The 13,326-nt window shown below is 73.2% G+C and carries 8 protein-coding genes; 6 read left to right on the top strand and 2 right to left on the bottom strand.

The window, feature by feature from the left end; translation table 11 throughout:
* Nucleotides 1-142 precede the first annotated feature (142 nt).
* The 4 genes from EJ357_RS17955 (at nucleotide 143) to EJ357_RS17970 (ending at nucleotide 8,694) form a co-directional block, all read left to right on the top strand.
* Nucleotides 143-2,404: a bifunctional glycosyltransferase/CDP-glycerol:glycerophosphate glycerophosphotransferase gene (locus tag EJ357_RS17955; protein WP_126392644.1), complete on the top strand. Its 2,262-nt coding sequence runs from the start codon at nucleotides 143-145 to the stop codon at nucleotides 2,402-2,404.
* Nucleotides 2,405-2,584: 180 nt separating this feature from the next.
* Nucleotides 2,585-4,789: a CDP-glycerol glycerophosphotransferase family protein gene (locus EJ357_RS17960; protein ID WP_126392645.1), complete on the top strand. Its 2,205-nt coding sequence runs from the start codon at nucleotides 2,585-2,587 to the stop codon at nucleotides 4,787-4,789.
* Nucleotide 4,790: 1 nt separating this feature from the next.
* On the top strand, nucleotides 4,791-7,028 hold the full coding sequence (locus tag EJ357_RS17965) for a bifunctional glycosyltransferase/CDP-glycerol:glycerophosphate glycerophosphotransferase (protein WP_126392646.1): 2,238 nt from the start codon (nucleotides 4,791-4,793) through the stop codon (nucleotides 7,026-7,028).
* A gap of 73 nt (nucleotides 7,029-7,101) precedes the next feature.
* The gene (locus tag EJ357_RS17970; protein WP_126392647.1) at nucleotides 7,102-8,694 is read left to right on the top strand and encodes a hypothetical protein; all 1,593 of its coding nucleotides are present in this window, start codon (nucleotides 7,102-7,104) and stop codon (nucleotides 8,692-8,694) included.
* Between the two features lie 133 nt (nucleotides 8,695-8,827).
* Here the strand turns inward: EJ357_RS17970 and EJ357_RS17975 are convergent, their stop codons facing one another.
* Complete coding sequence (locus EJ357_RS17975; protein ID WP_126392648.1) at nucleotides 8,828-9,241, bottom strand: organic hydroperoxide resistance protein; 414 nt, start codon at nucleotides 9,239-9,241, stop codon at nucleotides 8,828-8,830.
* A gap of 122 nt (nucleotides 9,242-9,363) precedes the next feature.
* Between EJ357_RS17975 and EJ357_RS17980 the strand changes: the two genes are divergently transcribed.
* Complete coding sequence (locus EJ357_RS17980; RefSeq protein WP_126392649.1) at nucleotides 9,364-9,840, top strand: MarR family winged helix-turn-helix transcriptional regulator; 477 nt, start codon at nucleotides 9,364-9,366, stop codon at nucleotides 9,838-9,840.
* Here the strand turns inward: EJ357_RS17980 and EJ357_RS17985 are convergent.
* A complete protein-coding gene (locus EJ357_RS17985; protein WP_323378014.1) occupies nucleotides 9,785-11,404 on the bottom strand; it encodes a glycosyltransferase family 39 protein in 1,620 nt (539 codons plus the stop codon). The two genes, EJ357_RS17980 and EJ357_RS17985, sit on opposite strands and share 56 nt — an antisense overlap.
* Nucleotides 11,405-11,601: 197 nt before the next feature.
* On the opposite strand from EJ357_RS17985, the gene EJ357_RS17990 reads away from it, so the two are divergent.
* The gene (locus tag EJ357_RS17990; protein ID WP_126399597.1) at nucleotides 11,602-13,278 is read left to right on the top strand and encodes a glycosyltransferase family A protein; all 1,677 of its coding nucleotides are present in this window, start codon (nucleotides 11,602-11,604) and stop codon (nucleotides 13,276-13,278) included.
* Nucleotides 13,279-13,326 lie beyond the last annotated feature (48 nt).

Here is a 13,326-nt window from a genome sequence, read left to right on the forward strand (position 1 = left end):
GGGGCGGGCCGACATCGGTTCGCCCCCTGCCGTTCACTCACGGTCCCCCGTATGCCGTAGGTCCCGTAACCAAGTCACTCCATTGGCCGTTCCCGGCAAGGCGACAGCGCCCCACCGCCCCGGCCGACCCAGTGGATGTCCCTTGCCCAGGTTCAGTGTCATTGTCCCCGCGTACAAGGTTCAGGCGTACCTGCACGAGTGCCTGGAATCGGTGCTCTCGCAGTCGTACCCCGATCTCGAGGTGATCGCCGTCGACGACTGCTCGCCGGACGCGTGCGGCGCGATCATCGACGAGTTCGCGGCCCGCGACCCGCGCGTACGCGCCGTGCATCTCGCCGAGAACCGGGGCCTTGGGGCCGCCCGCAACGCCGGTATGGCCGAGGCCACCGGCGACTACCTGGTCTTCCTCGACAGCGACGACACCCTCACCCCCGACTCCCTGCACGCGATCGCCGACCGGCTGAAGGAGACCGGCGAGCCGGACGTCCTGGTCTACGACTACGCGCGCACCTACTGGACCGGTGAGACGATCCGCAACCAGGCCGCGGACCGGCTCACCGAGGAGGGACCGGCGCCCTTCCGGCTGGCGGACCGCCCGGGGCTGCTGCGGATGCTGATGGTCGCCTGGAACAAGGCGTACCGGCGGGACTTCGTCGAGCAGGAGGGCTTCGCCTTCCCGTCCGGCTACTACGAGGACACGCCCTGGACGTACCCGGTCCTGATGACCGCGGAGTCGATCGCGACCCTGGACCGGGTGTGCGTGCACTACCGGCAGCGGCGCCGGGGCGGCATCCTCGGCACGACCAGCCCGCGCCACTTCGACATCTTCGAGCAGTACGACCGTGTCTTCGCCTACGTCGACCGGAACCCCGAACTGGCCCGCTGGCGTCCGCTGCTGTTCCGCCGCATGGTCGATCACCTGGTCGTGGTGTTCGCCCGCCGCGACCGCCTCCCGCGCCGCCGCCGCGCCGAGTTCCTGCGCAAGGCCCGCACGTACTACCGCCGTTACCACACCCCCGGCGCCCCCGTCCCGGCGCGCACCCGTGTCCACTACGCCCTCGTCCGCCTGGGCCTGCACCGCACCTACCGCGCCCTGCAGCGCATGGCGGCACTGTCCCGCCGTACCGCCAAGTTCACCAGCCGTCTGCTGAAGGGCCTGCGGGCCGGCGTCCTGCGGCTGCACTACCGCGTCCAGCGGTGCCTCCCCGTGCGTGCCGACCGCGCCGTCTTCGCCGCCGACGGCGTCCGCGGCCACGGCTGCGGCCCGGGCGCCCTGGAGCAGGCGTTCCGCACACACGCCCCGCGCATCCGCACCGCCTGGATCGCCGAGGCCGAGCAGCACGACGCCGTGCCGACCGGCACCCGCCGGGTGCGCCCCGGCACCGTCGGCTACTGGACGGCACTCGCCCGCTCCAAGTACCTCGTCCACAACGCCGACTTCGACCGCCGCCTGGTCAAGCGCCCCGGCCAGGTCCTGGTGCAGACCCGGCGGGGCACCCCGCTCAAGCACATGGGCCTGGATCTGCGCGAACGCCCGGCCGCCGCCGGGGACACGGACTTCGACGAGCTCCTCGGGCACGTCGACCGCTGGGACTACGTCCTGTCCGCCAACCGCCACTCCACCCTGACCTGGGAGCGCGTGTTCCCGGGCGGCTACACGACCCTGGAGTACGGCAGCCCGCGCAACGACGTCTTCCAGCAGGCGACGTCGGCGGACGTGACCCGGATCCGCGAGTCGCTCGGCGTCCCCGAGGGCGCCGTCGCGATCCTCTACGCCCCCACCCACCGCGACTACCGCCGCACCCAGCGCGCCACCCTCGACCTGCACCGCGTCGCACGCCGTCTGGGCCCCCGCTTCGTCGTCCTCGCCCGCGGCCACCACCGGCACGGCGGCCCGCTCGCCCCGGCCGGCGACCAGGTCATCGACGTCACCGACCACCCGAGCGTGGAGTCGCTGTGCCTCGCCTCGGACGCGCTGGTCACCGACTACTCGGCGATCATGTTCGACTACGCCAACCTGGACCGGCCGATCGTGATCCACGCCGACGACCGGGAGGCGTACGAGGCGGCCCGCGGCACCTACTTCGACCTGCGGTCCTTCCCGCCGGGCGCGGTGTCGCGCAGCGAGGACGAGCTGATCGACATCTTCGCCACCGGCCACTGGCGCGGCTCGCGCTCCACCCAGCTGCGGTCGGCGTTCCGCGAGCGCTTCTGCCCGTACGACGACGGACGCGCCGCCGAGCGGGTCGTACGCCATGTGGTGCTGGGCGAGACCGGTCGGCCGGCCGTCGTGCCGCTCGGCAACCGCCACCCCGTGCCGTCGGCTGCCGCGACACCCGCGCGCTCCCCGCGCACCGCCGTGCCGCAGCCCACGGACCCGCTGACCGTCACCGAGAACCTCTGAACGCCGTTCTCACGGAAGAGGAGCCCCCATGCCCTCCAGTCCGTCGCGGCCCACGCCGAGCCGGCCCCACACCTGGCGTCCGGCCGGGCGGCCCGGCCGTCGTCGAAGCGGGCCGGGGCCGGCCCCGGCGTCCCGGGGAACCTCGGCAGCCTCCTGAAGAACCTCGACAGAAAGGGCAGTATGCCCCGCTTCAGCATCATCGTTCCGTCCCACGGGGTCGCGGGCCGGCTGTCCCTGGCGCTGGACTCGGTCCTCGCCCAGTCCTTCGGCGACTTCGAGCTGATCCCGGTCTGCGACGGCCCCGACTGCACGGCGGCGGCCGTCGTGGCGGGGTACGCCGAGCGGGACTGCCGGGTGGCGCCCGTGCACTCGCCGCCGGCGGCCGGGCCGGCCGGGGCACGCAACGCCGGGGCGCGGGCGGCGATCGGTGAGTGGCTGCTGTTCCTGGACGGTGACGACGTGCTGGTGCCGGGGGCGCTGGCGGCGCTGGACGCCCGGCTGGGCGAGACCGGCGACGTGGACGTCCTGCACTTCGAGCACGAGCGGACGCCGTGGTGGGTGGGCGAGCCGACCAACCCGGCCGCGCCACTGCTGGCGCGGGTTCCGGGCGGGGTCTTCTCACCGGAGCAGGCGCCGGAGCTGACGGGGGTCCGGCTCCCGGCCTGGAGCGCGGCCTACCGCCGGGCCTTCCTCACCGAACGGCAGCTCGCCTTCCCCGACGGCCACTTCACCGATGTCGGCTTCGGCGGCCTGGTCGCGTTGAGCGCCGAGCGCATGGCGGTGCTGCGCCAGGTCGTCGTACGGCATCTGCTGCGGCGGCAGGGCAGCCGGCTGGGCCTGCCGGGCGAGCACCACTTCGAGCTGCTGGACCAGGCCGAGCTGGTGCTGACGCGGGCGGCCGGGCAGGGGCTGTCCGGGGAGCGGTTCGCGGCGCTGTTCGAGCAGCTCTTCGGCGCCGTACTGAAGACGGCCGCGCATCCACGCCGGCTGCCGCGCGGGCGGCGTGCCTTCTTCCGGCGGGCGAGCGGGCTCTACCGGCGGCATCGTCCTGCCGGGTTCCGGGTGCCGGGCGGCAGTCTCGGTGTGCAGCACCGGCTGCTGGCGACGGGGGCGTACGCGGCGTTCCGGGCGCTGCGCGGGGCCAACCAGGCGGCGGCGAGGCTGGCGGCGGGTGTGCCGCGCCCGCGTGGCGGACTGCGCACGCGGCTGCGGTACCAACTCCAGCTGCGCCGCCGCCTGGACCCGAACCTCGCCGTGTACTGCGCGTACTGGGGCCGCGGTTATCTCTGCAACCCGGCCGCGATCCACGCCAAGGCACGCGAACTCGCCCCGCACCTGCGGTCGGTGTTCCTGGTCGAGGCGGACCAGGCGCACACGATGCCGAAGGACGTGGAGTACGCGGTCATCGGCAGCCGTGCGTACTGGGACGTGCTCGCCCGGGCCACGTACCTGGTCAACAACGCCAACTTCGCGGACGCCGTGGTCAAGCGCGAGGGCAGCGTGCACCTGTCGACCCAGCACGGCACCCCGCTGAAGAAGATGGGCGCCGACCAGTCGACGTACCCCGTGGTGGCCGCGGCGACCGGCAGCTTCGCCAAGCTGCTGGCCCGCGTCGACCGCTGGGACTACAACCTCACCTCCAACCGGCACTCCACGGAGATGTGGGAGAGCGCCTACCCGTCCGCGCACGAGCCGCTGGAGTACGGCTATCCGCGCAACGACGTCTACTACACGGCGGATGCGGCCGACGTGGCCCGCGTCCGCCGCGAACTCGGCGTCCCCGAGGGCAAGAAGGCCCTGCTCTACGCGCCCACGCACCGCGACTACGCCACCGGCTTCGAGACCAGCCTCGATCTGGAGGCGCTGTGCGAGGAGATCGGCGACGAGTACGTCGTGCTGCTGCGCGCCCACTACTTCTACGACCAGGGCGGCGAGCGCGGCACCGGCCGGATCATCGACGTCACCGGGCACCGCTCCTCCGAGGACGTGTGCCTGGCCGCCGACGCGCTGATCACTGACTACTCGTCGATCATGTTCGACTACGCCAACCTGGACCGGCCGATCGTCGTGTACGCCGACGACTGGGACGTCTACCGGGAGCTGCGGGGCGTCTACTTCGACCTGATGGAGGCGCCGCCGGGGCGGGTGGCGCGGACGCCGGGCGAGCTGGCGGCGGTCTTCCGCGACGGCTCGTGGGCGGACGGGGAGGCCAAGGCGCTGCGGGCCGCGTTCCGGGAGCGCTTCTGCCAGTTCGACGACGGGCAGGCGGCCGAGCGTGTCGTACGCCGGGTGCTGCTGGGCGAGCCGCCCGAGGCGATCCCGCCGGTGATCCCGCTGGCCGAGCGCATCCCCGCCCCCGCCGCGACGACCCTCGTGAGGAACTGACGTGCCCCGCTTCAGCATCATCGTCCCCGTCTTCAAGGTGCAGGGCTTCCTGCGGGAGTGCCTGGACTCGGTGCTCGGGCAGTCGTACCGCGATTTCGAGGTGATCGCCGTCGACGACCGCTCCCCCGACGGCTGCCCCGCCATCCTGGACGCCTACGCCGAGCGCGACGCACGCGTGCGCGTGCTGCACCTGCCGGAGAACGTCGGCCTCGGCCGGGCCCGCAACGCGGGTCTGGAGGAGGCGAGCGGCGACTACGTCCTGTTCCTCGACAGCGACGACTCCTACACGCCGGGCCTGCTGGCCGCGGTGGCGGCGCGCCTGGAGGCGGGCGACGACCCCGACATCCTGGTCTTCGACCACGTCCGCACGCACTGGTGGGGCCGCGGCGGGCGCAGCACGGCGGCGGACCTGCTGGCCGCGGCCGGCTCGGACACCTTCTGCGTCCGCGAGAACCCCGAGTACCTGCATCTGTTCCTGGTCGCCTGGAACAAGGCGTACCGGCGCGACTTCCTCCTGAAGCACGAGCTGCGCTACGCGCCGGGCCTGTACGAGGACGCGCCCGTCACCTACCGCTCGATGGTGCTGGCCGACCGCATCGTGTGCCTGGAGCGGATCGGGGTCGAGTACCGGCAGCGCCGGCAGGGGGCGATCACCAAGACGCCGGGGCGGCGGCACTTCGACATCTTTGCGCAGTACGAGGGCCTGTTCGCGTTCCTCGAGGAGCGCCCCGACCTGGCGTGGGCGCGCCCGCTGCTGTTCGAACGGGCCCTGGACCACATGCTGTTCGTGCTGGCCCGCGAGGACCGGGTGACGCCCGCGGACCGGCCGGACTTCTACCGCGAGATCCGCTCCTTCCACGCCCGCCACCTCCCCGAGGGCTTCACCCCGCCGGACGGCTGGCGCGGCAAGGAGATGCGGCTGCTGGCGACGGCGCCCTACGCGTCGTACGCCGTGGCGCGCGGGCTGCGCGATCTGCGCAGGGCGGCGGGCAGCGGCAAGCGGCGCGTGACGCGGGCGGCGGCGCAGCGGACCCAGCACGCCTGGTACGCGGCCCAGTCGAGGCTTCCGCTCGATCCGCACCTGGCGGTCTACTCGGCGTTCTCGCATCGCGGGGTGCTGGGCGATCCGGCGGCGATCCACGCCAAGGCCCGCGAGATCGCCCCGCACATCAAGGGGGTGTGGGTCGTCCAGGAGGACGCGGTGGACACGCTGCCGCCGGGGATCGACTTCGTGACGCCGGGCTCGTGGCGCTACCACCAGGTCATGGCTCGGGCCACGTACTGGGTGAACAACGTCAACTGGCCGGGCACGCTGGCCAAGCGTCCGGGCAGCGTCCATCTCCACACCCACCAGGGCACCCCGCTCAAGTACATGGCGGCCGACCTGCTGACCAAGCCCGGCGCCCGGCACGGTTTCGACGTGCCGAAGATGCTGTGGCGGGCCGACCGCTGGGACTACAGCCTGGTGGCCAACCGGCACTCGGAGCTGGTGTGGGAGCGGGCGTATCCGTGCCACTTCACGTCGCTGCGGACGGGGAGCCCGCGCAACGACGTGCTGGTCAACGCCGGTCCGCAGGCCGTCGAGGCGGCTCGTGCGCGGCTCGGTGTCCCCGCCGGGCACACCGTCGTGCTGTACGCGCCGACCCGCCGCGACTACCGCCGGGGCGGTCATGTCGACCGGATCGATCTCGCCCGGTTCGCCGAGGATCTGGGCGCCGGCCACACGCTCGTCGTACGGCTGCACCCGTCGCTGGCGAAGGGCACGGCACGCGGGATGGGCCTGACCGACCTGCACCGTCGGGGCGTACTGATCGACGCGACGGACGAGCCGCACGTCGAGGACGTGATGCTCGCCGCCGACGTGCTGGTCACCGACTACTCCGCCCTGATGTTCGACTACGCCCACCTGGACCGGCCGATCGTGATCCACGCCGACGACTGGGGGGCGTACACGGCGAGCCGGGGGGCCTACTTCGACATCACGGCCGAGGCGCCGGGCCATGTCTCGCGCTCCTACCGGGAGTTGGCGTGGCTGTTCGCGTCCGGGACGTGGCAGGACGGGGAGTCGGCGCGGGCGCGGGCGGGATTCCGGGAGCGGTTCTGCGAGTTCGACGACGGACACGCCGCCGAGCGGGTCGTGCGGGCGGTGCTGCTGGGTGAGGGGACATCGCAGGGAGCGGTCGGGGCGGAGCGGGTGCCCGCTCCGGCGGGCGCGAGGTCGCTGACGGACGCTCACTAGGTCCCGCGGTCGTCGCTCACTCGATGAGGTGACGTGAGGCAATGTCGTTGACCCGATCGGGAATATACGACAAATGCCCCAAACCCACTCAACCTCCCCCATCGGAAAGGCGGCCGTCGACACTCTCGTCCGGAGGGCGGTGCGCGGTGCGACCGCGCTGTGCGGCGGCCGCGTCTGGCGACCGACGCCGTACCAGGTCTTCGGGTTTCTGTTCTTCCTGGTGATATCGCTGGCGTACTGGGCCGTGCCGCTGTGCTGCGACGCGGGCCAGCACGCGGCGGTGGTGGAACGTCTGAGGGCGGACCTGTTCCACCCACGCCACCCGATGGCGGACCTGCCGGGCGCGGGCAGCCCGTACTACTCGCCGTACGCCGTCACGCAGGGCGCGTTCGCCCGGCTGAGCGGGCTGGGCGGCTGGGAAGTCGTACGGCTGGCCGGGCCGCTGAACCTGCTGGTGCTGCTGACCGGCATCGGCCGCTTCGTGCGGGTGCTGACGCCGCGGCCGTGGGCTCCGGTGCTCGCGCTGGGCGCGATGACGCTGCTGTGGGGGACCGAGCGGGCCTGGTGGAGCGGGTACCTGAGCCTGATGTCGATGACGGGGAACCTCGGCTATCCGTCGGCGTGCGCCATCGGGCTGACCTTCTGGGCCTGGGCCCTGACCGGGGCGCGGGCGCGAAGGCAGGGGCTCGTCCGGTACGTGGGGCCGAGCGGGCTGCCGGGTCTTGCCGGGTACGCGGGGATCGGGGCGCTGTACGGGCTGATCCTGCTGGTCCATCCGATCACCGCGGTGGCGGCGGTGCTGGGGGCGGTGGCGTTCGTCGCCGGGTGGCAGCGCGAGTGGCGGAGCCCGGTGGTGCTGCGGTGGGGAGTGGCGGCGGGGACGGCGGCGCTGGCCGCCTGGTCCTGGCCGTACTTCGATGTGTTCGCGCTGGCCGCGGACGACAGCGTGGACTGGATGCACCGGCGGCTGTACGAGCAGCTCTTCGGGCAGTTCTGGCTGGCACTGCTGGGGCTGCCGGCGCTGTGGCTGCGCGGGCGGCGGGGTTCCTGGCGGGATCCGCTGGTGCTGCTGTTCGCCCTCGACTGCCTGCTCGTGGCATACGGCTGGGTCAGCGGCCACTACACCTACGGCAGGATCCTCGGGCTCACCCTCGTGCCGTTGCAGTTCGCGCTGGCGGTGGAGCTGGCGGCGCCCCGGCCCTGGGGCAGGGCACGCCGGGCGCTGGGCGGGGCCGCGGCCGCCGGGGCCTGTGTCGGGTTCCTGACCGTGCAGGGCGGGGCGGTGGTGCCGCGTGTGCTGGATCCGGTCGGGCTGGAGCAGCCGTCGATCTGGCCGTCGTACGCGTGGGCGGCACGGCATGTCGACAAGGGCGAAGTGGTCATCTCCGACGGGCACTTCGCCCCTCGCTCGATCCCCGGCTACGGACCGAACCTCGCCGCGCCGATCTGGCCCGACCCGGCCCTGGACGAGCGGGAACGGGATCGCAGGCTCGCCGATGTCCACGCCTACCTCTCCCCCACGTCGACCCGGGCCGAGCGCACCGCCGTCGCCCGGCGCTACCACGCGCGCTGGCTGCTGCTGACGCGGTGGAAGCGGGTGCCGGAGGAGGCGGTGATCGTGGCTTGGAGCCCGGAGACGGGGGAGGTGCTGGCGCGGATCGGGTGACCGTCGACTCCGGGCGAGGTCACGCGAGGACCCCGGCCGGGGTTGCTCGACGGCTCCGGGCGGGGTCACGCGAGGACCCCGGCCGGGGTTGCTCGACGGCTCCGGGCGGGGTCACTCGACGGCTCCGGGCCGACTACTCGATGACGAGGTCGACGTCGATGTTGCCGCGGGTGGCGTTGGAGTAGGGGCAGACCTGGTGGGCGGTCTCGACGAGCTTGCGGCCGGTCGCCTCGTCCAGGGTGTCGGGCAGCTCCACGCGCAGCGTCACCTTCAGACCGAAGCCCTCGCCCTGCTTGCCTATGCCGACCTCGGCGGTGACGGCGGCGTCGGACACGTCGACCTTGGCCTGGCGGCCGACGAGGCCGAGGGCGCTGCCGAAGCAGGCGGCGTAACCGGCGGCGAACAGCTGCTCCGGGTTCGTGCCCTCGCCGTTGCCGCCCAGCTCCACCGGCGGGGCCAGCTTGAGGTCGATCTTGCCGTCGTTGGAGACGGCGCGACCATCGCGGCCGTGGGTGGCGGTGGCGACAGCGGTGTAGAGCGCGTCCATGGAAACCATCCCTCTCAAGTCACGTTCCGGCGGCTCTGGTGGCGGCCGCCGCACGACCACAAGTAGAGCACACAATTCAATTGCACACAACTAAATGGCGGAACACGAGCTACCCTGGAGGCATGACGACCACGCCCACGGCCGACTGGCTCCGCCTCGACCAGCAGATCTGCTTCTCCCTGAACGCCGCCTCGCGCGCCTTCGGCGGCGTCTACCGCGTTGTCCTGAAGGACCTGGGGCTCACCTATCCGCAGTACCTGGTGATGCTGGTGCTGTGGGAGCACGGCGACCTGCCCGTGAAGAAGCTGGGCGAACACCTGCGTCTCGACTCAGGCACGCTGTCTCCGCTGCTCAAGCGGCTGGAGGCGGCCGGTCTGGTGCGCCGGGAGCGCAGCGCGCGTGACGAGCGCTCGGTGGAGGTGCGGCTGACCGAGGAGGGCACCGCCCTGCGTGAGCGGGCCCTGCAGGTGCCGCGCCGGATCGCCACGGCGACGGGCTTCGACGTGGACGAGATCCGCGAGCTGCGGGCACGGCTGGACCAGCTCACCGAGGCTCTGGACGCGGCCGCGGTGGAGGAGACGCCGGGGCAGGGTGCGTAAGCGGAGCATGATGCGCAGGCCGGGGGTGGGGTCGGGACCGGTGCGCGGCCGGGGCGGGGCGCGGAGACGACGCGCGGCGGACGTAGAGCCGTAGGGGGCCGTGGGGCTGTCCAGCGGCAACGGGCCTGAACTCCTCGCCGACGATGTCCAGCTTGGCGCGCTCGGTCGGGTTGCGTGGATACCAGGGCGAGTTGAGGGCGTACGGCTCGGCGACGACCCAGACCCGGTCGACCGGCTCCAGCCTGCGCCGCAGCTCCCCGGCCCCGACCTCACGGCCGTACAACGTCCCCGACCTCGGCCCGGACTGCCGCAACGCGACGTCCCAGGCCGACCGGAACCCTCGTGGATAGGCCAGCGCCGAACGCCGCCCGATGGACGGCAGGAACAGCACCGGGTCGCCGGGGCGCAGGTGCCGGGCGGCGAACGCGGAGGTGGCGGCGAGGTTGTCGGGGCGGTGCGCCGCGGAGCGGTCCTGGCGATGGAGGGGGAGGTGGTGGAGGAAGGCGAGGGTGATGGCGAGGGCGCCGGCCAGGGAGGTCAGCGGCCTCAGCGGCCGGCCGCCGTACGGGTGTGCGCGAGCCACGAGGCCGACCACCCGGTCCGCCCCCGCCGCCACCAGCAGCGGAGCCCCCGCGAGCGCGTACAGCACGTACCGGTCGTCGTACACGGGCCGCACCTGCGACACGGTGACGAGAAGCACCGGCGGGACCACCACCAGCGGCAGCGCGACCTCCGTGACCCGCCCCGCCCGCAGCCCCACCACCATCAACAGGACACAGGCCCCGAACACCACCCCCGTGGGCCCGGCGACGAAGCCCCGGAGCAGGCGTTCCGCGGTCCCCCACCCCGGCGCCGCCAGCCACTCCACCTGCCCGGCCTGCGCCCGGGACACGGCCACCAGCGGCAGCAGGGCGACACCCGCACCGGCCGCCGCGCGTGCCCACCCGAACCACACCCGCCTCGGCGCACGGCCCGCCGCCAGGGTCACCGCATGGGCGCACACCGCGAGGACGGCCAGTTCGTGCAGCAGACAGGCAGCCCCGAGGACGACTCCGTACGCCCACCACACCCGCCGCACCAGCAGCAGCGTCGCGCCGGCCACCCCGGCCGTCACCAGCGCGTACGACCGGCCCTCCTGCGCGTAGTGCCCGACCATCGGCGTCACCGCGAACAGCAGTCCGGCCCACAGCCCCACCCTCGGCCGCGCCAGCCGCACCCCGAGCGCCGCGACCAGCCCCGCCGCCACGGTCGCGCCGAGCACCGACGGCAGCCGGAGGGCGACCTCGCCGGGGTGAAGGGCGAGGACGGCGTGCATGAGCAGGTAGTACAGGCCGTGCACGGCGTCCACAGCCTGCACCAGCCGCCAGATCTCCGGCACCGACCGGCGGGCGACCTGGAACGTCACTCCCTCGTCCCGCCACATGCCCTCACGGTCGAGCCCCCACAGGCCGATCCCGAGTGTCACGGTCATGGGGACGGCCATCGGGACCGCGACGGCGCCGGCCGTGCCGACCGCACGGCCGCTCCACCCCTGCTTCCTCCGCCCCGGTTCCGCGTTCCTCACAGGGCCGATTTTGTGCTATTAGCAGACTCTTATTATTCATTGACGGCGTATCACCACAAATATGGCGTTCGACCGGCTTACGATCCGCCGTGATGAACAGTGAACCGGACCTCGGTTCCGGCCGTCTTCCGGAGCGGGCCCCAAGTCCCGCCCAACGGGCGACACCCCACCACACCCTCGATCCCGGAACGGGCCCCATGCACCCTCCCGCCGCAGACGCCGGGCACGCCGAGCGCGAGCCGCAGGTCGGCGTCGTCGTCATCGGCTACAACGACGCCGCGCACGTGACGGCCGCCGTCCGCTCGGCGCTGGCACAGGGGCCCGCCGTCCGGGAGGTCGTCGCCGTCGACGACTGCTCGACCGACGACAGCGCGGAACTCCTCGCCCGCCTCGCCGCGACCGAGCCGCGCGTGAAGGTGGTCCGGCGCCGGGTCAACAGCGGCGGCTGCGGCAGCCCGCGCAACACCGGGCTGGACCGGGTGACATCGCCGTACGTGATGTTCCTGGACAGCGACGACGTCCTGCCGCCGGGCGCGGTGGACGCGCTGCTCGCGGCGGCGAAAGAGGCGTCCGCGGAGGTGGCGGGCGGGCTGTGCGTGCGACGGGAGCTGCCCGAGGGGCGCACGGTGCCGTGGCAGGCGTCCCTGTACGCCGCGCACGCCGTGTACGAGCGGCCGGCGCAGCGCCCTCGCCTGGTCCACGACACGCTCTGCGTCAACAAGCTCTACCGCACGGACTTCCTGCGCGACCACGGCATCCGCTTCCCCGAAGGCCGCTTCCCCTACGAGGACTTCGTCTTCACCGCGCGCGTACTGGCCGCCGGGCCACGCATCGCCCTCGTCCCGAACGAGGTGTACGTCTGGCACGTGCGCCGCTCCGCCGACCGGCTGTCCATCTCCCTGGACCGCGCCGGCATCACCAACTGGCGGGCGCGCACGGAGGCGTGCCGGCTGGCGTACGAGATCCTGCTGGGCGCCGGCCAGAAGGAGCTGGCACGGGCGGCGCGCGGCAAGTTCCTCGACCACGAACTGCGGATGTACGTACGCGAGTTGGGCCTGCACGACGCCGAGTACCAGCAGACGTGGTGGGCGCACACCCGGGCGTACCTCGCCGAGTACGACGCGTCCGACTGGGCGTACCACCCCACCGCACCCGGCCGTCTCATCGGCCGCGTCGTCCTGGCCTCCCCCGAGCCCCGCGACCTGCCCCGCCTCAGGGACCTCGCCGCCCGCCCCGCCCGCCTCCTCCCTCCCTACGCCCACACCCCCGACGGCACCCCCACCTGGTCCGCCGGCCTCCCCCAGGTCACCCTGGAGCCCCTGCTGACCCGCCCCGTCGGTCTCCTCCCCCTCGCCGTGGACGCGGAACTGCGCCCACGCGCGCGTGCCGCCCAGCTCCGGCTGCGCCTGCACGAGCTGTACGGCCGGGTGGCGCAGGCGGGCCCCGAGGCGCTGGAGGTGGAATGGCGGTGCCGGGAGACGGGGCGGGCGGCGGGGCCGCGGACGACGGTGGGGCTCACGGCATCGGGGGGCGGGGCCGACGGGACAGGCGAGGCCGACGGGGCCGACCGGGTGTGGTCCGCCGAGACGACGGTCTGCTGGGCCACGTTTTCCGGGGCGCCGGGGACGAGCACATGGGATCTGCGCCTGCGCGTGCGCTTCCGAGGCGGTGCGTACCGCGAGGTCACGGCGCACGCCACGACGGGCGCCGGCCCGCTGCGCCGCCGCGCCGCGTTGAGCACCCGGCACGCCGTAGTGCTCGTACAGCCGTACGCCACACACTCAGGGGCGCTGGCACTACGTGTGGCCCCTGGTTCACGCGGAGTCATGGCAGTGGTCCGCGCCAGAATCCACCGCCTGCTTCACTGTCACTGACACCGACCACTGACGACCACGGACAACCACAGGCCTTACTGACGAAGG

Source organism: Streptomyces cyaneochromogenes (assembly GCF_003963535.1).
In the GTDB taxonomy this organism is placed as follows: domain Bacteria; phylum Actinomycetota; class Actinomycetes; order Streptomycetales; family Streptomycetaceae; genus Streptomyces; species Streptomyces shaanxiensis.